Annotated in this window: 19 protein-coding genes, 1 tRNA gene and 1 other RNA gene; 11 read left to right on the top strand and 10 right to left on the bottom strand. The window is 71.5% G+C overall.

Annotated elements, in window-relative coordinates; translation table 11 throughout:
* Positions 1-57 precede the first annotated feature (57 nt).
* The 4 genes from ACYVNR_RS14305 to ACYVNR_RS14290 all read left to right on the top strand — a co-directional run bounded on the left by ACYVNR_RS14305 (position 58) and on the right by ACYVNR_RS14290 (position 3,909).
* A complete protein-coding gene (locus ACYVNR_RS14305) occupies positions 58-519 on the top strand; it encodes a DUF3817 domain-containing protein (protein ID WP_461048777.1) in 462 nt (153 codons plus the stop codon).
* Positions 520-595: 76 nt separating this feature from the next.
* Entirely contained in the window at positions 596-1,252 is a 657-nt protein-coding gene (locus ACYVNR_RS14300) for an ABC transporter ATP-binding protein (protein ID WP_461048775.1), read from the top strand.
* On the top strand, positions 1,252-2,652 hold the full coding sequence (locus tag ACYVNR_RS14295; RefSeq protein WP_461048773.1) for a hypothetical protein: 1,401 nt from the start codon (positions 1,252-1,254) through the stop codon (positions 2,650-2,652). Before ACYVNR_RS14300 ends, ACYVNR_RS14295 begins: the two co-directional genes overlap by 1 nt.
* 48 nt (positions 2,653-2,700) lie before the next feature.
* Positions 2,701-3,909: a GNAT family N-acetyltransferase gene (locus tag ACYVNR_RS14290; RefSeq protein WP_461048771.1), complete on the top strand. Its 1,209-nt coding sequence runs from the start codon at positions 2,701-2,703 to the stop codon at positions 3,907-3,909.
* A gap of 78 nt (positions 3,910-3,987) precedes the next feature.
* Here the strand turns inward: ACYVNR_RS14290 and ACYVNR_RS14285 are convergent, their stop codons facing one another.
* Positions 3,988-5,226, bottom strand: coding sequence for an MFS transporter (locus ACYVNR_RS14285; RefSeq protein WP_461048769.1), 1,239 nt, complete (start codon positions 5,224-5,226; stop codon positions 3,988-3,990).
* A 75-nt stretch (positions 5,227-5,301) separates the two neighbouring features.
* On the opposite strand from ACYVNR_RS14285, the gene ACYVNR_RS14280 reads away from it, so the two are divergent.
* Positions 5,302-6,375: a LacI family DNA-binding transcriptional regulator gene (locus ACYVNR_RS14280; RefSeq protein WP_461048767.1), complete on the top strand. Its 1,074-nt coding sequence runs from the start codon at positions 5,302-5,304 to the stop codon at positions 6,373-6,375.
* Positions 6,376-6,392: 17 nt separating this feature from the next.
* Here ACYVNR_RS14280 and ffs read toward each other — a convergent pair.
* Positions 6,393-6,489, bottom strand: an RNA gene (gene ffs, locus ACYVNR_RS14275) — signal recognition particle sRNA small type.
* Between the two features lie 121 nt (positions 6,490-6,610).
* Here ffs and ACYVNR_RS14270 point away from each other — a divergent pair.
* On the top strand, positions 6,611-7,156 hold the full coding sequence (locus tag ACYVNR_RS14270; RefSeq protein ID WP_461048765.1) for a hypothetical protein: 546 nt from the start codon (positions 6,611-6,613) through the stop codon (positions 7,154-7,156).
* A 77-nt stretch (positions 7,157-7,233) separates the two neighbouring features.
* On the opposite strand, the gene ACYVNR_RS14265 is transcribed toward ACYVNR_RS14270, so the two are convergent.
* A tRNA-Ser gene (locus tag ACYVNR_RS14265) sits at positions 7,234-7,321 on the bottom strand.
* Between the two features lie 80 nt (positions 7,322-7,401).
* On the opposite strand from ACYVNR_RS14265, the gene ACYVNR_RS14260 reads away from it, so the two are divergent.
* Genes ACYVNR_RS14260 through ACYVNR_RS14250 form a run of 3 tightly spaced genes read left to right on the top strand, consistent with a single transcriptional unit; the run spans position 7,402 to position 10,486 of the window.
* Positions 7,402-8,322, top strand: coding sequence for an MBL fold metallo-hydrolase (locus ACYVNR_RS14260; RefSeq protein ID WP_461048763.1), 921 nt, complete (start codon positions 7,402-7,404; stop codon positions 8,320-8,322).
* Between the two features lie 43 nt (positions 8,323-8,365).
* On the top strand, positions 8,366-9,385 hold the full coding sequence (argF, locus tag ACYVNR_RS14255) for an ornithine carbamoyltransferase (protein ID WP_461048761.1): 1,020 nt from the start codon (positions 8,366-8,368) through the stop codon (positions 9,383-9,385).
* Positions 9,386-9,445: 60 nt separating this feature from the next.
* Entirely contained in the window at positions 9,446-10,486 is a 1,041-nt protein-coding gene (locus ACYVNR_RS14250; protein WP_461048759.1) for a hypothetical protein, read from the top strand.
* A 28-nt stretch (positions 10,487-10,514) separates the two neighbouring features.
* On the opposite strand, the gene ACYVNR_RS14245 is transcribed toward ACYVNR_RS14250, so the two are convergent.
* Positions 10,515-11,081 (bottom strand): LytR C-terminal domain-containing protein, encoded by a 567-nt coding sequence (locus tag ACYVNR_RS14245; protein ID WP_458799430.1) that lies wholly within the window; start codon positions 11,079-11,081, stop codon positions 10,515-10,517.
* A 24-nt stretch (positions 11,082-11,105) separates the two neighbouring features.
* On the bottom strand, positions 11,106-11,402 hold the full coding sequence (locus ACYVNR_RS14240; RefSeq protein ID WP_045190738.1) for a type II toxin-antitoxin system VapB family antitoxin: 297 nt from the start codon (positions 11,400-11,402) through the stop codon (positions 11,106-11,108).
* 51 nt (positions 11,403-11,453) lie between these two features.
* On the opposite strand from ACYVNR_RS14240, the gene ACYVNR_RS14235 reads away from it, so the two are divergent.
* Positions 11,454-13,031: a helicase HerA-like domain-containing protein gene (locus ACYVNR_RS14235; RefSeq protein ID WP_461048756.1), complete on the top strand. Its 1,578-nt coding sequence runs from the start codon at positions 11,454-11,456 to the stop codon at positions 13,029-13,031.
* A 98-nt stretch (positions 13,032-13,129) separates the two neighbouring features.
* Here the strand turns inward: ACYVNR_RS14235 and ACYVNR_RS14230 are convergent, their stop codons facing one another.
* Both ACYVNR_RS14230 and ACYVNR_RS14225 read right to left on the bottom strand, forming a co-directional pair.
* A complete protein-coding gene (locus ACYVNR_RS14230; RefSeq protein ID WP_461048754.1) occupies positions 13,130-13,966 on the bottom strand; it encodes a helix-turn-helix domain-containing protein in 837 nt (278 codons plus the stop codon).
* 172 nt (positions 13,967-14,138) lie between these two features.
* Positions 14,139-15,554 carry an alkaline phosphatase PhoX gene (locus tag ACYVNR_RS14225; RefSeq protein WP_461048753.1) on the bottom strand — a complete coding sequence of 472 codons (1,416 nt, stop codon included), beginning with the start codon at positions 15,552-15,554 and terminating at the stop codon, positions 14,139-14,141.
* Between the two features lie 175 nt (positions 15,555-15,729).
* Between ACYVNR_RS14225 and ACYVNR_RS14220 the strand changes: the two genes are divergently transcribed.
* On the top strand, positions 15,730-16,368 hold the full coding sequence (locus ACYVNR_RS14220; protein WP_461048751.1) for an NAD(P)-dependent oxidoreductase: 639 nt from the start codon (positions 15,730-15,732) through the stop codon (positions 16,366-16,368).
* Positions 16,369-16,449: 81 nt separating this feature from the next.
* On the opposite strand, the gene ACYVNR_RS14215 is transcribed toward ACYVNR_RS14220, so the two are convergent.
* From ACYVNR_RS14215 to ACYVNR_RS14205, 3 genes are all read right to left on the bottom strand, one after another.
* On the bottom strand, positions 16,450-16,833 hold the full coding sequence (locus tag ACYVNR_RS14215) for a hypothetical protein (RefSeq protein ID WP_461048748.1): 384 nt from the start codon (positions 16,831-16,833) through the stop codon (positions 16,450-16,452).
* Positions 16,830-17,372 (bottom strand): hypothetical protein, encoded by a 543-nt coding sequence (locus ACYVNR_RS14210; RefSeq protein WP_045190744.1) that lies wholly within the window; start codon positions 17,370-17,372, stop codon positions 16,830-16,832. Before ACYVNR_RS14210 ends, ACYVNR_RS14215 begins: the two co-directional genes overlap by 4 nt.
* A 181-nt stretch (positions 17,373-17,553) precedes the next feature.
* A complete protein-coding gene (locus ACYVNR_RS14205; protein WP_461048746.1) occupies positions 17,554-22,854 on the bottom strand; it encodes a peroxidase family protein in 5,301 nt (1,766 codons plus the stop codon).
* Between the last annotated feature and the right edge of the window lie 52 nt (positions 22,855-22,906).

Raw genomic sequence — 22,906 nt, 5'->3', positions numbered from 1 at the left:
GCGGGGCGTGGGTGAGACTGGGGCCTCGAGTACGACACGACGTAGGAGACACCCCGCATGACCCCTCGCACCCTGTACCGCCGCCTCGCCGCCGCGGAGGTGGTCACCTGGGCGTTGCTGCTGCTCGGCATGGTCCTCAAGTACGTCACGAAGACGACCGAGCTCGGCGTCAAGGTCTTCGGCCTGGCCCACGGCGTCGTCTTCATCGCCTACTGCCTGGTCACGCTCCTGCTCTGGGTCAACCAGCGCTGGACCGCTCGCGAGGGCGTGCTCGGCCTGCTCAGCGCCGTGCCCCCGTTCCTCACCGTCTGGTGGGAGCGCCGCCTCGAGCGGCGAGGCCGGCTCGAGGGCGGCTGGCGCCTCGGCCGCGACGGCGAGACGCCGTCCAACCCGGCGGAGCGCGCGGTCGCGGCCCTGCTCGCCCGGCCGCTCGTGGCGGTGGGTGTCGGTGTGGTCGCCGTCCTCGCCCTCACCGGCGTGGCCCTGGTCGTGGGGCCGCCCGTCGGCACGCAGGGCTGACACTCCTCACCCAGCCAGACGGCATACGGTGTCGTGAGCCTGGCACCGAGCCACGGCTGGACGGCGAGGAGACGAGATGGCCGCGGTCGCGGTGCTGAGTGGCGAGGTCCGCGCGGAGGGCGTCGGCAAGACGATCGACGAGACCGCCCTGCTGCTGCCCACCGACGTGCGCGCCGACCCCGGCGAGTGCGTCGTGCTGCGCGGCCCCAACGGGTCGGGCAAGACGACGCTGCTGCGCATCATCGGCGGCCTGCTCGTGCCCACCACGGGGACCGCGACGATCGGTGGCCGCGAGGCCGACGAGCGCGACCGGGCGGTGCGCGGCGCCGTGGCCGCCCTGCTGGGCGCCCCGACGACCTACCGCGACCTCACCCTCATCGACCACCTCGTCCTCATCGACTCGACGTGGGGCGGCGAGCCGGCGACGTCCGACGACCGCGGACTCGCGCTGCTCGACCGGCTCGGCATCGCCCACCTCGACGACCGCTTCCCGCACGAGCTCTCGTCGGGCCAGGAGCAGCTCTTCCGCCTCGCCCTGACCTTCGCGCGGCCCTCGTCCGTCGTGCTGCTCGACGAGCCGGAGCAGCGGCTCGACACGACGAAGCGCCAGGTCGTCGCCGAGCTCATCCGCGAGCGCACGTCGGGCGGCACGACGGTCGTCATGGCCTGCCACGACCCGGACCTCACGGCGAGCCTCGCCGACCACGTCGTCGACGTCGTCCCCGCGCGCTGATGCCGGCGGACGCACGCGACGGGGCCGAGCACCTCGACGTCGACTACGACGACCACGAGCTGCTGGGGCAGGCCGACTGGGTGATCGGCGGCGAGGCCGCGCGCAAGGCCCGACGGCAGGGCCTGTATGCCGGCTACGTCCTCTTCCTCGGCGCCCTCGTCTACGGGTTCCCCATCGCGCAGACGGTGTTCCGCACGTCAGATGCCGCCCGGCTGGGGCAGCAGCTGCGCTCCCCCGTCGCGGTGGCCCTGCTCGTCGCGTCGGTGCTCGCGCTCCTCGGGGCGGTCGTCTTCGCGGGGCGGTTCCGCGGCCCGGTGGTGCCGCCGATGCCGTGGATCGACCTCGTGCTGGGTGCGCCCCTCGACCGCGCCCTGGCACTGCGACGGTGGTGGCGCTACGCCGCCGCCGGCGGGCTCTTCGTCGGAGCCCTGAGCGGGCTGACCATCGGGGCCGGGCTCGCGTTCGCCGGCGTCGCCGGGCTCGTGACGATGGCGGCGACGACCGTGGCCGGCACGGCCCTCGGGGTGCTCGCGAGCCGCCTGTGGCTGTGGTCGCAGGTGCGTTCCTGGCCCGGGCCGGACCGCAGCCTCAGCCTGCTCTGGCGGGTTCCCGACGCGCTGCGCGAGCTGCACGCCGAGTCGCTGCGCGCCCACTCGGCGAACACGTCGACCCTCGCGGGGTCGGCGCTCACCGGCAACCTGCGCACCGCACGACTGGCCCTCACCCGGCCGGTGCACCACGGGCGTACGGCGAGGCTGCGCGCCGGCCGACCCTTCGGGGTGCTGGTGCGTCGGGACGTGCTCGGGCTGCGCCGCACCCCCGGCACCTTCCTCTCGGGGCTCGGGCTCACCGCCCTCGGCGGCGCCATCGTCACCTGGGCCTTCGTCCAGCCGGCCGCGCCGAGCATCGCCGCGACGATCGGTCTCCTGCCGCTCTACCTCGGCTTCGGCGCGTGGGCCGAGGGGCTGCGGCTGCAGGCCGACAACGTCGGTGTCCCCTCCCTGCTCGGCGCCAACGAGGTCACCGAGGCGGCGGCGCACGCGGTCACGCCGACCGCGCTGACCGCGGTCGTGCTCGGGGTCTGGGCGGGTGTGGCGGCGTTCCTCGGACCGGTGCCGGCGAGCGCCGGGCTCTCCCTGCTGCTCGTCCTCGTGCTGGTCGTGGCCGGCAACGTCATGGCCGCGTTCCGAGGGTCGCCGACGTTCTCCCTGCAGCCGCAGATGGTCGTCGCCTGGTACGCCATGCCGGCCCTCGTCGTGGTCGTCATGGGCTCGCTCGTGGCGGTGCTCACCAAGGCCGGCCGCTACTCCTGGCTGGCCGTCATCAGCTGGGTCGCCTACGGGCTGCTGGCGTGGGCGTTCTCCAGGGTGCGGCGCCTCACCTACCTGCACCGGGCCTGAGCGGCAACGGCTCGCGGCCGTCCCTCGTGTGTGGTTGGGTTCGGGCCCATGAGCCCGCTGCGCACCCGTGACGTCGTCGAGTCGGACCTGCCTGCCATCCTCTCGATCCGCAACCGGTCGTTCGGTCCGCTCGGCATCGGCGGCGAGGACTGGTGGCGGCGCGTCTCGGCCGAGACGCTGGGCGGCCGCATGCTCGCGGTGGTCGACGAGTCCGACCGGGTGCTCGGCGCCGGTCGCATCCGGCCCTTCGAGCAGGCCTGGGGCGGCCGCCACCTGCGCATGGGCGGCGTCGCCGGGGTCTACGTCGAGCCGAGCGCCCGCGGCGCCGGCGTGGCGACCACCCTCACCCGGGCCCTGGTCACGCGCATGGGCGAGCTCGGCGACGTGGTGTCGTGCCTCTTCCCGACGACCGCGACGCTCTACCGCCGCTCGGGCTACGAGATCGGCGGCACCCAGACGAGGACCACGTATGCCGGCCACCTCCTCCGCGACCTCGGCTCGGCAGGTGCCGGGCGGTCCACCGGCACAGGCGCATCCGCGGTGCGCCCGGCGAAGCCCGACGATGCCGAGCTGATGGAGGGCCTCACGCGCGAGGCCCAGGTGCGGCACGGCGCCAGCGGCCCGATGGTCCCGTCCGCGGAGACGTTCCGCGGCATGCTCGAGCGCGACGAGCTCATCAGCTATGTCGCCGACGACGGCTTCGTCGTCTACGAGCTGTCCGACGGCGCCGTCACCGTCGAGCACCTCGTGGCCGGCTCGGTCGAGTCCGCAGCGGCGCTCTGGGGCATCGTGGGATCGGGGTCGTCCGCGGCCCCGACGGTGCACACCTACCTCGACCCGCGTGACCCGGTGACGCTCGCCGTCGGCGGGATGGCGGCGAGCGAGGTGCGCCAGACGCCGTGGATGGGCCGGGTCGTCGACCTGACCGCAGCGTTCGGGGCCCGGGGCTTCGCGGCCCGGGGCTTCGCGGCCCACGCCGCGGTCGAGGCCGCGCTCGTCGTCGACGACACCGAGGCTCCGGTCAACTCCGGCGCGTGGACGCTGTCGGTGGCTGCCGGCCGCGGCACGGCCACGTGCGACGAGGCGGCCGATGCCTCCGCGCTGCGGGTCGGCGCCCGGGGACTCTCGGCACTGTGGTGCGGGTGGTCGGTGTCGCGCCTGCGCCAGGCCGGCCTCGCCTCGGGCGGCTCCCCGGACGGTGACGCCGCCCTCGACGCCGTCTTCGCCTCGACGCCCTACATCACCGAGTACTTCTGAACCCACCCCACCGTCGAGAAGGCGATCAGGGCCTCGGTCGGCGACGAGGCGTTCTCTCGACCGGGCTGGGTGGGCGGGTCAGGCGGGGCGGGTCGTCTTCTCGGGCGTGGCCGCGGCCGGCTCGGGCTCGCGGACGGCCGGCAGGGCCAGCAGGGCGATGACGGCCATGGCCCCCACGACGAGCAGCGAGTGCAGCACCCCGACGTGGTCGCCGAGGAAGCCGAGCAGGGGTGGTCCGGCGAGGAACGCGGTGTAGCCGATCGTCGAGACGACGCTCATGCGAGCGGCGGCGCGTGCCGGGTCGTCCGCGGCCGCGCTCATGCCGACCGGGAAGCCGAGGCTCGCGCCGACGCCCCAGACGGCCGCACCGACGAAGGCCAGCACCGGGCCGCCGAAGACGACGAGCACGCAGCCGACGACGGCCGAGACGAAGAGGACCCGCAGCACCGGGACGCGGCCGCGTTGGTCGAGCAGCCGGGTGCCGAGCAGGCGACCGGCGGTCATGGCGGTGAGGAACACCGCGAAGCCGACGACGCCGAGCCAGCGCTCGAGGCCGTAGCCGTCGGACAGCGCGACGGCCACCCAGTCGTTGGCGGTGCCCTCGGTGAAGGCCGCCGCGAGCACGACGACGCCGATGAGCAGCGTGCGCGGCTCGCGCCAGGCGGCGCCGATGCCGGCCTTCTGCTTGACCTCGCTGCCCTCCTCGTCGACCTCGACCGAGCGGGGCAGGAACGCCTTGAAGAACCACGGCGTGACGAGCAGGAGCATCACGACGACCCCGACCAGATGAGCAGCGATCGACACCTGCAGCGCCGACAGCCCGGCTCCGACGAGGGCGCTGACGACGGTGCCGCCGCTGAAAGCCGCGTGGAAGTGCGGCATGATCGCGCGACCGAAGAGCCGCTCGACGGAGGCACCCTCGAGGTTCATGCCGACGTCGAACACACCCGTGCCGATGCCGACGAGGAAGAGCCCGGCCATGACGACGCCGCGGTTCTGCAGCTCGGTGACGCCGATGCCCACGGCGACGAGGCCGGCGCCCTGGGTCAGGGCCGCCCCGAGCAGCGTGCGAGCCGCGCCGAGGTGGTGCACGATCCAGCCGGAGAGAGGCAGTCCGAGCACCGAGCCGAGCGATGCCGCGAGCAGGGTGACACCGAGCTCTCCGGCAGACAGCGCCAGCTCGTGCTTGAGGTCGGGCACGCGGGACGCGAAGGCCGCGAAGGCGGCGCCGTTGATGGCGAACGCCGTGAAGACGGCAGTCCGGGCGGTCCGGGCGGTGCGGACGGTGGTGGCCGGCGGGGCGCTGGCGGCGGACATGCGACAAGCCTCTCAGGTACGGTCTGCACGACTCTCGAATCGTTTCGACTCGAATCGTTTCGATAGCATGCCCCCATGGTCGCCGCAGGTCAAGCCCGCCCCACGCTCCGCGACGTCGCCGAGCGGTCCGGCGTCTCGGTGTCGACGGCCTCGCTCGTGTTCAGCGGCAAGGGGCCCGTCGCCGCGGCCACCGCCGAGCGCGTCCGGACCGCCGCGGCCGAGCTCGGCTTCACCGGTCCGAACCCCCTCGGCTCCTCGCTGCGACAGGGCCGGGCCGGCGCCGTCGCCGTGCTCGTCGAAGGCCGCCTCCAGCAGGCGTTCCGCGACCCGTTCGCGGTCGCCGTGCTCGACGGCCTCGCCGAGGAGCTCGAGCGGGTGCCGACCGGCATGCTGCTGCTCGCCCAGCCGAGCGGCGACCCGGCATCCGTCGTCCCCCAGCTCGCCGGACTGGCCCTCGACGCCCTCGTGTTCTCGCTCTGCGGTCCCGGCGAGCAGCCCGCCGTCGAGCACCTCGCAGCACGAGGCATACCGATGTTCAGCACCGGTGTGCCCGCCGACCGCCGCATCACCCAGGTGCGCATCGACGAGCGCGGCTCGTTCGCCGAGGTGTCGCGACACGTCCAGGCGCTGGGGCACCGGCGGGTCGCGTCGGTGGCCATGCCGCTGGCCGGCACCGGCGAGCCCGGCCCGGTCCGCGAGGAGCTCGCGGTCGAGAAGGACGCCGGCATCCCGTCGATCGGACGCCTGCTCGGCTTCAGGGACGTGTTCGGGCCGGACGCCACCGTCGTCCAGACGAGCGACGGCTCGTCGGTCGAAGGCGGCATCGTCGCCGGCCGGGCCCTGCTCGACGTGCCCGAGTCGCGCCGGCCCACGGCGATCGTCGCCCAGTCCGACGTCATCGCGGCGGGAGTCATCATCGCCGCGGAGGAGCTGGGTCTTCGCGTCCCCGACGACCTCAGCGTGACCGGCTTCGACGGCGTCGACCTGCCGTGGCTGCCGCACCGCATCACCACGGTGGACCAGCGGGGCCGCGAGCGGGGCCGGATGATCGGCCGGCTCGTGCGCCGCCGCCTCGACGGCGCGCGACCGCGCAGCGCCACCGCTCCCGTCTCGCTGCGTGAAGGCACGACGACGGGCCCTCCCCCCTGACGAGGGTGACCCCCGGGAAAAGGGACACCCCGCGTACCTGGAAGAGCTCTCCTACCCTTGCTGCATTCCTGCCCTGGGGGAGTTCGGAGAGGTACCACCACGCGGGGTGCCGACAGCGAGTGTATGCCGCCGCCTTCGTCAGCCGGAAATCCGGCCCCTGCTCGGGCCGAGGACCTTGGCCTCTGGCGCCGTCCCGAAGAGGCCGGCGAGCGTGGAGGCACCGAAGGAGGTCGTCATGTCGACCGTCGAGCACCGCCCCGAGCCCCGCAACGAGCCCCGCAACGAGCCCCGCAACGAGCCCCGCAACGAGCCCCGCAACAAGCCACTCAGCCCGGAACCGCCCTCGCCTCCCCGACAGCGTCGGGAGCGCCGAGCCGCGATCGGGCTGGCGGTCCCCGGCCTCGTCGTGGCGGCCGTCGCCCTCCTGGTGCCGGACTCCACCGCGGCCGAGGTGTGCTGGACGGCCGGCTTCGCGCTCCTCTTCCTGGCCCTGGTCATGGTGGTCGTCCGCGTCGTCCACGCCCGGGGAGAACGGCTCAGCGTGCTGCCCAGCAGCGTTGCCGGCTGGGCAGCGTTGGCCTGCGTCGTCGTCGGCGTCGCGCTGATCCTCACGCCCGTCGGCGAGGTCAGCCTCCTGCTCGGTGTGGCGGCCGCGGCCCTCGGAGTCGGGGCCGTCACGGTGCGCCGTGAGCGCGCGCTGCCGGTCATCATGCTCCCGCTGTTCGCCGGCAGCTTCGTGCTGGCGTTCCTGCTGGGCGAGCTGCTCCTCGGCCACGAGTGACCGAGGCCCCTCCCCGGACCGGGAGCCTTCACCAACGCAACAGCCCCGCCGCGCGGGGCGCGGCGGGGCTGTTGCGTTGGCGGAGGATGGGGGATTTGAACCCCCGAGGGTTTTATCCCAACACGATTTCCAATCGTGCGCACTAGGCCACTATGCGAATCCTCCGTCGCGCAGGTTACCGGAGGCTGACCCCGCACAAGAAATCGGCGTCGCCGACGACGTCGGGCAGGAGCAGAATCACGGCCATGCCCCCTCGCGAACGGGTCCCCGTCGACACCGCCGTCCAATGGATCCACGGCGCCCCGTCCCCGCGGCGCCGCCACGACCCGCCGCTGCAGGTCCACGCGCTCTCACCCGGCACGTGCCTCATCCGCCAGAGCAAGGACCTCACCTTCGAGGCACCGTTCATCCTCCTGCTCCTCGGGACCGAGCGGGCGCTGCTGCTCGACACCGGTGCCGTCGACGGCACCGAGCTGCGGCGCACGGTCGACCGGCTCATCGAGGGCCACGCGCCCGCCGGAGCCCGCGACACGGCATACGGCCTCGTCGTCGCCCACACCCACGGGCACGGCGACCACGTCGCGGGCGACGCGGCGTTCGCCGACCGGCCCCGCACGACCGTCGTCGGGCACGACGTCGCAGCCGTGCGCGCGCACTTCGGCTTCACCGACTGGCCGGCGGAGGTGGTCACGTTCGACCTGGGCGACCGGGTGCTCGAGGTGTTCGGCATCCCCGGCCACCACGCGGCCTCGATCGCCGTCCTCGACCCGACGACCGGCCTGCTGCACACCGGCGACACCGTCTACCCGGGGCGCATCTACGTCGAGGACTCCGACGCCCTCCTCGACACCCTCGACCGCCTCGTCGCCTTCGCCCGTGATCGGGAGGTCACGCACGTGCTCGGCTGCCACGTCGAGATGACCGGCCGGCCGGGGCGTGACTACGCCCTCGGCTCCCGCTACCAGCCCGACGAACCGCCGCCCTTGATGACCGTCGCCCAGCTGGCGGCCGTCCGCGACGCCTTCCGGACCGTCGCCCACCGCCCGGGCATCCACCGGTTCGACGACGTCGTGTTCTGCATCGGGGACGGTCCTCGGGTGGTCGTGCCGCTCCAGGCGCGCGCCCTGCTCGAGCGGGCGCGCTGGCTGCTGGGCCGGTCCCGTTGAGACCGGATTGCCCCGCGCGCCCCGCGGCTGAAAGCATCGGCCGATGACCGCCGTCACCGCCCTCTCGGGGCTGCACCGCCGCAACCTGCTAAAGGAGATCGACCTCACCGCCGACGAGTTCCGGGCACTGCTCGACCTCGCCGCCGAACTGAAGGCAGCCAAGCGCGCGGGTCGCGAGCAGCGACGACTGGCCGGCAAGAACATCGCGCTCGTCTTCGAGAAGACCTCGACGCGCACCCGCTGCGCCTTCGAGGTGGCCGCCGCCGACCAGGGCGCCAGCACCACCTACCTCGACCCGAGCGGCTCGCAGATCGGCCACAAGGAGTCCGCCAAGGACACCGCCCGCGTGCTGGGGCGCTTCTACGACGGCATCCAGTACCGCGGCGCGGGCCACGACGTCGTCGAGACGCTCGGCGCCTTCGCCGGCGTCCCCGTCTGGAACGGCCTCACCGACGACTGGCACCCCACGCAGTCGCTCTGCGACGCCCTGACGATGCGCGAGCACGCGGGCAAGCCCGACGACCAGATCGCCTACGCGTACGTCGGCGACGCGCGCTTCAACATGGGCAACTCCCTCCTCGTCACGGGCGCGATCCTCGGCATGGACGTGCGCATCGTCGCGCCCCGGTCGCTGTGGCCGTCCGACGCCGTGGTCGCCATCGCGAGGAGGTATGCCGCCGAGTCGGGTGCGCGGGTCACCCTCACCGAGGACGTGGCCGAGGGCGTACGCGGCGTCGACTTCGTGCACACCGACGTGTGGGTGTCGATGGGCGAGGCCAAGGAGGTCTGGGCCGAGCGCATCGAGACGCTCACCCCATACCAGGTGAACGCGGAAATGCTTGCGGCGACAGGGAACCCGCGGGTGAAGTTCATGCACTGCCTGCCCGCCTTCCACGACCTCGAGACGAAGGTCGGGCGGGACGTGCACGAGCAGTTCGGCCTCAAGGAGCTCGAGGTGACCGACGACGTGTTCGAGTCCGACGCCTCGGTCGTCTTCGACCAGGCCGAGAACCGCATGCACACCATCAAGGCCCTCATGGTGGCGACCATGACCCTGCTCTGACGGAAGGCGTTCACCCGGCCACCCCCTCCCCGTTCACCCGCGTGCGGCAGAACTGGGTGCATGCGCATCCTTCGCACCTCTGCCCTCGCGGCCACGGCTGCCGCTCTTCTCACACTGCCGGCGCTGGCCGCGGGCACCGCGGCCGCGGCCGAGGCGCCCGGTCAGGCCAGGGAGGGGCACTTCGCGTTCGCCGTCATCGGCGACGTGCCCTACGGCGCAGCCGAGGTGGCAGCGTTCCCGTCGAAGGTCGACCGGATCAACGCCGAGCCCGAGTTGGGCTTCGCGGTCCACGTCGGCGACATCAAGAACGGCTCGTCGCCGTGCACCGACGAGTACAACGCGATGATCCGGGCCCAGTTCGACCGGTTCGTCGCGCCCCTGGTCTACGCGCCCGGTGACAACGAGTGGACCGACTGCCATCGTCCGGCCGCCGGCCGCTACCACCCGCTCGAGCGGCTCCAAGCCGTGCGCAGCACGTTCTTCGCCACTCCCGGGCAGACCCTCGGCTCGAGGCCGATGAAGGTGGAATCTCAAGCAGCTCAAGGCTTTCCGGAGAACGTGTCCTTCCGGCGCCAAGGCCTGTCGATCGCGGCACTGCACGTCGTGGGCAGCAACAACGACCTCGTGCCGTGGTCCGGCATCGGCGAGACCAGACCGACACCCGAGCAGCTCGCCGAGGAACGCTCCCGCATGGACGCGTCGATCGACCTCGTGCGCTCGACCTTCGCGGCTGCCCGGCAGAAGCACGACCGGGCGGTCGTGCTCTTCCAGCAGGCCGACATGTTCGACCCGACCTTCACTCCGACTCCCGAGGGCAGCTCCGCGTTCAACCCGCTCGTGCAGGCGATCGTCGACGAGTCCGGGCGGTTCGACGGCGAGGTCTACCTCTTTGATGGCGACAGCCACCGCTACAACGTCGACCAGCCCCTCGCCTCAGGCTCGCCGTGGCTCACCTTCTACGGCGTGCGTGGCTCGGCCGACAACCTGACGCGGGTCACCGTCGACGGCGAGGCCAACGCGACGAACTTCCTCGAGGTCACCGTGAACAGGCCCGGGGCCGAGCGGACCCTCTCCTGGAAGCGAATCCCCTACGCCCCCTGAAGTCCCCATCCCCTCCTCCGCCCAACCGTCAGGGCTCGACGGTGACGGTCGGGCACTGGCGCAGCGTCTGCGTCGGTTCGGCCTCGACCGGCACCTTGCCGAAGGACTTCCACGCCTGACCCACGACCAGGTCGACGGTGTCACCCTTGCGCTTGTCGTTGACGAAGACACCGCCGGGCACGTGGGCCCTGACCAGTCGCGCCGACGCCGCCCCCTCGGGGCCGTAGCGGATCTGGGCGACCTGCTTGACCGTGGCCTTCTTCGGGTCGTTGGCCACGGCCTTGACCTTGAAGCCACGGTCGGCGGCGGCATTGGCCACGGTCCGCGCCAGTCCGGCACGGTTCGTCGAGTTGTAGACGTTGAGACTGACGTCGAGCGGCCTGAGCGGCTGCTGCGGCGGCACCGTCGTGCACGGGCCGGGTTTGGGCGTGGTGTCGCGGAAGTAGGTGGAGGCGTAGTAGAACGCCCCCGCCATGCTGAGCAGGACGAGCGCGATGACGATCGCCGACCGGCGCTGCCGGCGCACGTGGTACGTGCGGTCAGCGTCCTGGCCGGCGTCCCTGGCCGCGTCCGGCATCCGCCCTCCTTCGCTCATCGGCGCCCCCGTCGAGCGGCCGTGTCAGGAGAGTACGAGGACTCGGGCGTGGAGGACAGGTCTCTGCTGCAGCGCGGCGCGCAAGGCTCGATGGAGGCCGTCCTCGAGGTAGAGCTGGCCCTCCCACTCGACGCAGTGCGGGAACAGGTCGCCGTAGAACGTCGAGTCGTCGGCGAGGAGGTTGCGCAGGTCGAGCGTGCTCTTCGTGGTGATGAGCTCGCCGAGCTGCACCACCCGGGGTGGGACGTTCGACCAGTCCTTGGTCGTCTCGAATCCGTGGTCGGGGTACGGTCGGGAGTCGCCGACGGCCTTGAAAATCACCGGGTCAGCATAGACATCGAAGATGTCAGGGTGACGGCTAGAGTTCGACAGGTGACCCAGACACCGGCCTCGGAGTCCGCCGACAGCAGCCAGCTCGACGAGATCCGCGCGGGGTACGCGTTCGAGGGCGGGGTGCTCAAGCTGGGGGCCGCGGTCGTCGACGGGCAGGCCCACGCCGACGCGCCGGTGCAGATCCCGCTCAGCGTGCTCAACCGGCACGGGCTCGTCGCCGGCGCCACAGGCACGGGCAAGACGAAGACGCTCCAGCTGATGGCCGAGCAGCTCGCCGACCAGGGTGTCCCGGTCTTCCTCGCGGACATGAAGGGCGACCTGTCGGGCCTCGCCACGCCCGGTGAGGGAGGCGACAAGATCACGGCCCGCGCGACGGACGTCGGCATGCCGTGGGCCGCGACGGCATACCCGACCGAGTTCTACACGCTCGGCGGCAAGGGCAGCGGGAGCGCCATCCGCGCCACCATCACCGGCTTCGGCCCGACCCTGCTCAGCAAGGTGCTCGGTCTCAACGACACGCAGGAGAGCAGCCTCGGGCTGATCTTCCACTACGCCGACAAGAACGGCCTGGCGCTGCTCGACCTCAAGGACCTCCGCGCCGTCATCAGCCACCTCACCTCCGACGAGGGCAAGGCCGACCTCAAGGAGCTCGGCGGCCTCTCGAGCGCGACGGCCGGCGTCATCCTGCGCAACCTCATCACCTTCGAGGACCAGGGCGCGGGCGCCTTCTTCGGTGAGCCCGAGTTCGAGACGAGCGACCTGCTGCGCACCGCCCCCGACGGCAAGGGGATCATCTCCTGCCTCGAGCTGCCGCAGGTGCAGGACCGTCCTCAGCTGTTCTCGACGTTCCTCATGTGGCTGCTCGCCGACCTCTTCCACGACCTGCCCGAGGAAGGCGACGTCGACAAGCCGAAGCTCGTCTTCTTCTTCGACGAGGCGCACCTGCTCTTCAACGACGCGAGCAAGGCGTTCCTCGACGCGATCGAGCAGACCGTGCGCCTCATCCGCTCCAAGGGCATCGGCGTCTTCTTCGTCACCCAGTCGCCCAAGGACGTGCCGTCCGGCGTGCTCGCGCAGCTCGGCAACCGCGTGCAGCACGCCCTGCGGGCCTTCACGCCGGACGACGCCAAGGCGCTCAAGCAGGCCATCGCGACCTACCCGCACACGGCATACGACATGGAGAAGCTCCTGACGAGCCTCGGCATCGGCGAGGCCGTCGTCACGGTGCTCTCCGACAAGGGTGTGCCGACGCCGGTCGCGTGGACGCGGATGAAGGCGCCCAACTCGCTCATGGACCCCTCGCCGCAGGCGACCATGGACGCCGTCATCAACGCTTCGCAGCTCAAGACCAAGTACGCCGCCGTCGTCGACCGCGAGTCCGCGTACGAGCTGCTAGCCAAGCGTCTCCAGGCGGAGCCCGCGCAGCAGCAGGCCGCGCCGGCGCCCACACCCGCCCCGGGCCCGGCTCCAGCACCCAGGCAGCGCGCCCCCAAGGAGGAGCCCAGCCTCATCCAGCAGGTCACCGGCAGCTCGGCGTTCAAGTCGATGCTCCGCTCGGCCGGCACCGTCATCGGCCGCGAGATCACCCGCAGCATCTTCGGCACCCGCCGCCGCTGAGCAGGAGCCCCACGGGGCCGCCGCTGTGCGCGGTCGCGGCACGTGCACGTCGGTGCACGGGCCGCTGGTGACCGCAGTCGCGCACGCTGCGGTGCGGGCTACAGGTCGAGCTCGATGTCGTCGAGGTCGCCGTCGACGTCGGCGAAGTAGCTGATGACGCGGATGTCGGGCTCGTCGGCGACCGAGAGCACGAGCTGTCGCAGCTGGATGACCTGACCGGTGTCGAGGCGAATCCGCTTGGTGCGGCCGCGAGTCGGGTCGGTGTCGTGGCGCTCCCACCACTCGACGGTGGCCGGGTTGGCCTTGAAGACCTCGTCGAGCACACGCTTGAACGAGGGGTCGTCGGGGTGACGGGCGTACGCCTCGCGGAAGAGCGCCAGCTGGTCGGCGGCCTCCTGCTCCCAGTCGACGAAGAGGCTGCGCGCCGCCGGGTCGCAGCAGTAGAACCACAGCAGGTTGCGCTCACGCTTGCTCCGCTTGCTCTCCCAGTCGGTGAAGAGCTGGCAGGCCGTGTGGTTGGCGCCGAGCACGTCCCAGCGGGCGCCGACGACGTATGCCGGGTTGGGGTGTATCGAGTCGAGCAGCTCCTCGAGCTCCTCGGTGAGCTCCTCAGGCGCCTGGGGCCGGCGCGAGGGGGTGCCGGAGGCGAGGGCGTGCAGGTGGGAGCGTCCGTCGGTGGTGAGCTTGAGCGCGCGGGCGAGACCGTCGATGACGCTCTTGCTCGGGCGCAGGTCGCGGCCGCGCTCGATGAGGTCGTAGTACGCGACGGAGATGTTCGCGAGCTCGGCCACCTCGGTGCGGCTGAGCCCCACCCGACGGCGTCCCTTGGCGCGCTTGATACCGACGTCCTCAGGCGCCAGCTCCTTGCGGCGAGCGCGCAGGAACTCGCCCAGGGGTGACGGGGTGCGCACGCTCAGGGGGACGTCCGTGGTCATGGCGGCCATCCTGCCAGTGGGGCGGGTGATCGGGGACCGGACGCCGGTGCCGCGTCGGGCGGGCTGCGGACGGCGGACGGCAGACGGCGGACGCGAGCAGGGCTGCCGGTCCGTGACGGACCGACAGCCCTTCCCCCGCGCTCGGGTGCGCCGGGTCAGACCCTCCGGGGACTCAGGCCCTCGCGTTGCTCGGGCGCGCCCACGGACCGGTGATGGCGAAGACGTAGCCGGGGGACTGGATGTTCGCGAAGAGCACCCGCCCGTCGGCGCTGAAGGCCGGCCCGGTGAACTCGCTGCCGTTGAGCTCGTTGCGCGCCAGCGGGTACGACTTGCCCTCGTCGGTCACCCCGACGAGGTGCTGGATGCCCTCACCGTCCTCGGCGAGGATGATGCCGCCGTAGGGCGAGAGGGTCATGTTGTCGGGGCCGTCGTAGTTGTCGGTGTCGACGTCGGGGTCGGGGTTCACCGCGAAGATCGTCTTCAGCGTGACGGTCTCGGTCTTCGGGTCGTAGAACCAGACCTGGCCGTCGTGCTCGTTCGTGCTGCCGTCGCTGTTGCGGGCGAAGCTGGCGACGAAGTACGCGCCACCGTCGCCCCACCAGGCACCCTCGAGCTTGCGGCTGCGGGTGATCTCGTCGTCGGCGAACTGCTTGCGCACCGAGGTCGTGCGCGCGTCGCGGTCGGGGACGGGCTTCCACACGACGCTGTAGCGCGTGCCGGCCTGCGTCGCGAGCGACAGGTCGGGGATGTGCCGGTCACCGCGGTAGCAGCTCATGGCCTCCAGCTGACCGGCGGTGTCGCCGCCCTCGGAGAGGGCGAGCTCCCGAAGCGCGTTCTTGCCACCGACGAACCCTGCGGGCGGCGTCCAGCGGAAGTAGAGGCCGTGGGGGCCGTTTGCGTCCTCGGTCTCGTAGACCGCATTGGTCTCGGGGTCGACGGCGACGGCCTCGTGCGAGAAGCGGCCCAGGAACTTCAGCGGGACCGGGCTCTTGCCGACGTTCGCCTCCTGGCTGCTCGGGTCGACCTCGAAGACGTAGCCGTGGTCCTTGAGGTAGCGTCCCCCGGCGCGCTGCTCGGTCTCCTCGCACGTCAGCCACGTGCCCCACGGGGTCTCGCCGCCGGCGCAGTTGTTGTGGGTGCCGGCAACGCTCGTGTACTCGCGTACGCGGTTGCCGTCGGCGTCGACGTCGATGTTGGACGTGCCGCCGCGGGCGCCTTCGTCGTAGGTGAGGCCGGCGAGGACCGGGACCGGGAAGGGCTCGCTGCCGCCGATCTCGTGGTTGTTGACGAGCGTGGAACCAGTGCCGCGTGCGAAGACGCCGGTGCCGTCCGGGTCGCTCGCGGCCGGGATGCCGTCGGCGGTGGGCGTCACGCCGCTCTGGGTGACGATCTTGTAGGAGAAGCCGGCCGGCAGGGAGAGCAGGCCCTTGGGGTCGGGCACGAGCGGGCCGTAGCCGACCGACGAGCGCGGCGCCGCGAGGGCGCTGCCGCCACCGGCGAGGACGTCGATGCTGCCGGTGATCGCGATGCCGAGGCCAGTGGCGGCGGCACCGCCCAGGAAGCCGCGGCGGTTGAGGGAGGAGGTCATGGGGCGCGCCTTTCAGACGTTCGATGGTCGAGGCCCAGTCCATGCTGGATCGCTTCACGTCGCGCCAACTCCGGATGGCGGGCCGGTGAACGATTCGCGGCCTACGACCTGGTCGCCCGGCCGGGCGCGGGGTAAGTTGATGACTCAACCATCTTTGTCGAGCATGGAGGTCCTGATGGCAACGGTCGTCGTTTTCGGGGGCACGGGCTACACGGGCGGCAACGTCGTCCGCGAGGCATCGGCACGCGGTCACCGGGTCGTGTCGGTGAGCCGGTCGGAGCCGAAGGACCCGGTCGAGGGCGTCCACTACGAGACCGGTCCCGTCGAGCAGGTCGCGGGTCAGGTGATCCCCGGAGCCGACGCGGTCGTGGCGGCGCTGTCGCCGCGCGGTGACATGTCCGGGCGTCTGGTGGACGTCTACCGCGAACTGGCCCAGCAGTCTGCCGCGGCGGGTGCGCGGTACATCCAGGTCGGCGGGTACAGCTCTCTGCGCCCCGAGCCGGGGGCGCCGCGCTTCGTGGACGGAGAGATCCCGGAGCAGTTCCGCGACGAGGCACTCGAAGGGGAGGCGACCCGCGTCCTGCTCGCCGAGGAAGCCCCCGAAGGTCTCGACTGGGTCTTCGTCAGCCCCGCCGCCGGGTACGGCGCCTGGGCAGCCGGTGAGCGGACCAACCGCTACAGGGTCGGCGACGACGTCGCGCTCGTCGACGAGGACGGCGGCTCGAACATCTCCGGAGCGGACTTCGCTGCGGCGATCGTCGACGAGATCGACCGCCCGACCCGGCACCGTGCGCACATGAGCGTCGCCTACTGATCGCAGCCATCGGCCCCCGACCAGCAGCGTGCTCGCAGTCAGCGGGTTCGCCTGTGCCAGTGGACCGCCCGGATTCTGCAGCTACCCGGCGAGGACGGCAGCGAGGGCGTCCGGGTCGGTGACTGTCACCGTCGCTCCCGGGTGGCGGAGGACCCCTGTGGGCTCGATGGCGGGAACGGCATCGTGGAACGAGATGCACAGCCCTCGCCTCGAGTTCGTCGCGAACGTGACCCCGCGGTCGGTCAGCGACAGGTGCGCGGGCCCCGCCGTGCGGTGGAAGGCGTAGCCACCACTGACCTGCGTGCCGGCGATGTTGGCCCGCTGCGTGCGGAGCAGCCATGGCCCGAAACGCACGAGGAGCTCGTCCTCGTCGACGACGACTCGCGCCGTCGCAGGCGTGACGCCGAAGGCGAGCGCCGGCAACCGGTAGCGGCCCTCGAAGGAGAACTCGAACTCGTGCTTCATGACCGTCGCCGCACGGTCGACGGCGCGTCCAGCAACCCTGCTGCTCCACGCTGCTGCTCGCCCAGCAGGGCGTCGAGCACGAGCAGGCCGCTGGTGGCCGCGGGAGTGGCCCACTGCAACCAGCTCATCCGCTTCGCCAGGGCGCGCGCCTTGGCCGCGGCGGTTGCATCCGTCTGCGCGCGCTCCGTCGCCTGGCCGAGCTCGGCACCCGAGCGGTAGGCCTCCGCGCTGACGAGGATCGCGGTCCCGGTCAGCGCCGTCTTGAGGATGACCGCCGCCGTCGTGGGTTTGTGCTCGAGGACTCGTCGCCGGTTGTCGGCCAGGATCGCCACGCCGCTCAGCAGGTGCAGCGCGATCGCGGCCCCCTGCACGGGCCCCCACCGTCGCCACCCCTCGTCGGCGATCTCGGCCCGTTCGCGTGCGTCGTCGCCCTGGCGTGCGGCCGGGTTCAGCGCGACCGCTCCTGCCAGGGAGCCGCCGAACCAGGCCGCGTTCGTGAGGACGTGCGTCGCACGCACGATCGTGCTGTATGCCGTCATGGTCGTCCCTGTGGCTCCTGGCGCCACCGCGGGTGGCGCGTTCCGGTGAGGACTGTGCCGTACCCGCTTGACTTCCCCACGACACCGCCGAGGTGCCGCATCGTCCCGTGAACGAGGAATGCGGGAGGGTGGCGACCGCTCGGCCGCCACCCTCCGCTCCCTTTCCAGTGAGCCGCAAGGGCTACCTGCCGGCCACGAGGTTCGAGCGGGCCGACTGGGCGCCGCCTCCTACTGCGTTGATCGCCTGCACCGTGAACCGGTAGTTCCCGACCACGGGCAGGGTCATGACCAGCTGGGTCGCCCCGGCCGGCTGGGTGGCCGACACCGTCGTGCCGAGCACGGCGCCGGCCGCGTTGAGCCGGAGAGCGGTGACGACGTAGCCGGTGATGGCCGAGCCGCCGTTGTTCGCGGGCGCACTCCATCTCGCGGTCGCGGTGATCGCGCCGCCCGGCGTGCCGGGCAGGGCGGTCCCGATGACCGGGGCACCCGGCACGGTGGCAGGGGTCACCACGTTGGACAGGGCCGAGAACGGGCCCGTCCCGACGGCGTTCACGGCGGCGACCCGGAACTGGTAGCTCGTCCCGTTGGTCAGGGCCGTGACGACGGTGGACGTCGCTGTCCCCGGGGTAACGGTGACCGTTCGGACGAGTCCACCGGTTGCCGCGAGCCGCACCTCGACCCGGAACGACGTGATCGAGGACAGCGGAGCCGACACCGTGCCCACCGGGGTCCACGTGACGGTCGCGCTCGCGTTGCCCCGCGTTGCCGTACCGATGGTCGGAGCGGCAGGAGCGGTGGGCGCCACCGGGGTGGCCGTGCCGGAGACGGCAGGGCCGGTTCCGAACTGGTTCACGCCCGCCACTGTGAAGGTGTACAGCGTGCCGTTAGTGAGCCCGGTGACCAGGGCCGAGCTCGCGGTGCCCGGAACGGTGACCGTCCGCACCGGTGCCACGGAGACGTCGGTCCCGAGGAACGCCTTCACCGTGAAGCTGCTGGCGGAGGCCGGCCCCGTGAAGTTGACGGTCACGGAACCGTTGCCCGGAACCAGGCTGGTGATCGTCGGTGCTGCCGGCACGGCCACCGTGATGGTCGTGTCGGTGAACCGCAGCCGCTCGACGTTCCACAGGGTGTCGATGCCGTCCGCGCCACCGTTGCTGTCGACGGTGATGCTGCCGTTGGCGTTGGCGGTGATGGTGTACGCGGTCGAAGCCGCGGAGAAGACGGCCGTGTCCACGGCGGTCGGGTCTGCCGAAGCCGTCTTGAGCTCTCGCACGGCCACGAGGTTGCCCGGGTGGGCGATCCCCGCGAACACTGCCTGCTGGAGCGTCATGCCTGTCGAGCCCGGACCCCACGGGTCGACCGCGGTGGCTGGAATCGCCTTGTTCTCCATCAGGTCGGTCGTGCCCGTCTCGGTCGAGGCATCGGCCGGGTTGCTGCGATAGCTGATCCGCACCGAGAGGTAGCGGTCACCGTCGATGATCTCGTCGCCGGCGCGGCCCTCGATGGTGTCGCTGCCGCCGCCCCCGAGGAGGATGTCACCCTCGCCCCAGACCGGGCCGGTGAGCGGGCAGCTGCCAGAGGCGGACAGTGCGGCGACCGCGGTTGCGGTGCCCTGCCACTGGGCGACGGGCGGCAGGATGTCGGACAGCCCACCGATTCGGGCCATGCCTGCCTGGTCGATGGCGTCGCAGCCGGAGAAGCCTCCGGTCGTGGCGTCGATCAACCTCGGGACAGCCAGCACGCCGTCGGTGCCCTTGATCGAGTCGTCGAACGACGTCCCGGAGTCGGCCTCGGTCTCCTGCCAGCGGTCACGGTTGACCACGAGCTGGATCGGCAGGCCGCCCAGGTTGTTGTTGAGCATCATGTCGTCCGTCTGGGCGACGGTGTTGTACTGGCCGATCGCCCAGTCGAACCCACCAGCGCCGGCGTTGCGGTCGACGGCAGCGTTCTGGGCCATCACGTCGTCGCCTCCCTCGGCGTCGTAGTCGTTCTCGCCGACCTGACCGACGAAGATGTCGTTGCCGGGAGCCGTCTCGGCGGGGTCGTCGAAGAACGGGGCACCGTGGTCGCCCTGGAGCAGGTCCTGCCCGGAGCCGCCCTCGATCCAGTCGTCCCCCCCGTCTCCGAAGACGGCGTCGGCGCCCTGACCGGCGATGACGAAGTCGTTGCCGGGACCGGCGAACGACTCGTTGTCGTTGGCTCCGCCGTTGATGAAGTCCTGGCCCTCGTTGCCCATGGGGATGTCGTCCCCGGGGCCGGCGTCGATGGCGTCGTTGCCCGGGCCACCCTTGGGCACGTCGGCACCGTCGAGGTCGGTCAGGATGTCGTCGCCGTTGCCGCCCAGCGCGATGTCGTCGCCGCCCTGGCCGTCGATGACGTCGGCACCGTCGCCACCCCAGAAGGTGTCGTTGTCGTTGCCGCCCTTGACCTTGTCAACCGCGGCGGTCCCGTTGTAGACGGACTGGCCGTTGATGCCGGGCGGGTCGATGTTGTTGCGCTGCCGGTACGACACCGTGCCGTCCGGCGAGCGCACGAGCAGCTGGTTCTCGTCACAGTCCGGCGTGTTCGGGTCGTCGTTGACGGCACCGGCACTGGTGATCGGTCCCAGCGGTGCCGGCGTGATCGTCGCGAGACCGCTGTATGCCGTGATGGCGGACAGCTGGAACTTGCAGTCGGCGGTGGCGAACGCGTCGGCCTTCAAGGTGTTCGTGCCGTCGGTGTTGCGCTGGATCATCTCCGAGAAGGAGTTGCCCTCGAGCTGCGTGCGCAGGTTCATGCCGGGCGTGCGCGCCAGGTAGTAGAGCCGGTCGCCGTCCTGGAGCTTCTCCAGCTGCGTCTGGAAGACGTAGTTGAAGCTGGTGCCGAGCAGGCCGCCGAAGAGGTTGGTGACCTCGGCGAGGCCGCCCACCCACAGGTCGACGTCGTCCAGACCGGTGGTCGTCCGGCCGTTGGCGTCGCTGGCCCACGTGCCGCTGCTGAACATGAAGTCAGCGGCGTCTGCCGGCTGGACGTCGGCGGGGATGTCGTCGCCGGTGCCCAGGATGCCGTCCGGGCCGGCGAGCACCGGGCGCGGGTCGACGATGGCGCGGGCCGCGTCACGCTTGCCCTGGAGCGTCGTGGCACCGGTGATGCTGGGGTGCAGGCCGTAGGCGGCGACGAAGTTGACCAGCGACTCGGGGTGCTTCAGGTGCTGGCCGTAGTCCTGCCAGCTCGTGTACGGCGCGAGCTGGCCGTCGTTGGTGTCCGCGAACACCGCTCGGCGGAACTCGTTGAGCCGCGGCACCCCCGCATCACGCGCGCGCGTCATGTTGAGGGTCGGCAGGTCGAGCGGCAGGCCCAGCAGGTTGTTGCGCAGGGTCTCAGTGACGAACTCGTCGATCTCGTTGCCGACCTGGTCGGACGAACCCATGGCGATCGCGCCCGCCGCCTGGGCGGGGGTGTAGACCGCGTGTGCCGAATCGACCGAGTTGTCGAAGTATGCCGGGGGGTTCAGGAACGCGGTCAGCAGCGGGATGCTGTTGTCCAGGGTCGAGCCGTCGGGGTTCGTGTCGATGCGGGCGACGTCGTCGTCGAGCATCGAGTGTCCGAAGCGGTAGACGGCGTGGGCGAACTCCGCCTCGGTGGCGGGGTTCATGTCCGGGGAGTAGACGTGGAAGGGCCGGATCGCCGGCACCATCTTGCGCGCGAACTCCTCGAAGACCAGGTGCTGGTACTCCATCTCGGTGACGAAGCGGGCGGCCTGGAAGAGACGGCCGCCGAATCCATAGCTGACATCCACGCCGTTGACCGTGTGGGGCGCCTGGAAGTCCGCCAGCAGAGCGGCGTTGGCCGGGTCGTTGAGCGTGCTGGTGACGTCGTCGACCAGACGGTTGTGCTCGGAGTGGAAGATCTGGTGGATCGTCGTCAACGCGATGTTCTCGTTGCAGCGACCGTCGCCACACACGAAGTGGTCGTTGAGCATCTCGTCGTCGTAGGTGCCGGCGGGCTGGGCCGCGAAGTCGGCCGACGCCACGCTGTCGGCGTCCGGCGTCGGGGCCACGGGCGGCGTCAGCGGGTCGTGGTCCGCGTCCTGCGGCGACGGGTCGGCGTTGTGCGCGATGTCCGTGAGGAACGGCGTGTTGAAGTGCACCGCGTTGCCGGGCACTGCGACGGGGGCGGCGAGGTTCCCCTCGATGAGCCCTGTGGTCGTCACGTACTGGGGCAGCCCGCGCGCCGAGCCGGGGAGGAAGTTGCCGTAGGGGTCGGTGGCGAGCATGGGGACGTTCGTCACGTCACGGTCGACGAGGAGCAGTCCGAGCTTCTGCGCGGCCTGCTTCTTCACCGAGGCCCACGTGGAGATGCTGCCCGTGGTGGCGTTTCCGTCGTTGTAGCAGGTCGTACCGGCGGCACAGGGCAACGGGTCGTCGGTGGGGATGCCGTCAAGGAACTTGCCCGTCGAGACGGGCTTGCCGGCGACGAGGGAGTACTCGCGCAGGAAGACCTGGTGCGACGAGTGCGAGGTGTAGGTCTGGCTCTGGTCGACCCACGGGGAGTCGGTGTTGTCGGCTGGGATGTTGTCGGCGCTCTCGTCGACCGGGGTGGCCGGGTTGTCGTCGAGGATCCCGTCGGGTCCGGGCCTCACCTGGGCACGGGAGAGCACCATGAAGGCCTGCGAGGCCGGGACCTCGTCGCCGGTGCCGGCCTTGCCGTCGGGGCCGAGGGTGCGCAAGGGGTCGTCGGTCTTGAGCGGCACGAACACGGTGCCCTGGTCCTTGACCGTCTGGTCGACGCCGTGGTCGAAGAACTGACCGAAGAAGGTGAACATGGAGTTGAACGGCGGCGACAGGCCCACGTCGGTGGTCACGTTCGGGATGAACAGCGTCTGGTGCGACGGCACGCACCCTGCCGGTATGCCGTCGACCGGCGGGAGTGCCGTCGGGTCCGGGTCCGTCGTGCAAGGGAACGTGCCGGGGTTGCCCTGCGTGCGCACCGGGAACCCAGCGGCTGCGACGGCGGCCGGGTTGGTGGACGTCTGGTCGACGATCAGGTTGCTCGCCGTCCTCGGCTGCGAATCCACGACGACGTTGCCGGGCGAGAACTGCTTGTAGCTCGTCGGTCCTGGCGCCCCCACGGGGAAGGATGACGTGATCGGCTCGGCGTCGCGGAAGATCGGCGATGCAAGGTGCGGGAACGGTTGGTCGGCGGCGGCGAACGTCTCGCGGCCGGAGAAGAGGTTGTTGCACGACCCGTCGGTGGTGCGCAGGCCGTAGGACGTGAGCCGGTCGGGGATCTGGTCGGAGGCCGGGCCCACGAGGGTGCCGCACGGGTTGGAGGCGGTCCACGTCGCCGAGTGACGCTCGGCGATCTTGATCTGCTTGAGGATGAAGCTCAGGTCACCAGCAGTCACCACGAACCCGTTGCCCACGGGTGCCACCGCTGCTTGCGTGGCGACCGAGGGCACGACCATGGCCACCGGGATGACGAACGCGACACCTGCTGCCACGCGGCTAAAGCGCATGGTGAGCGAGGGGCGCAGATGACGATGCCCGGAGACC

Source organism: Terrabacter koreensis (genome assembly GCF_054783315.1).
This window is presented reverse-complemented; position numbering and strand designations above follow the sequence as displayed.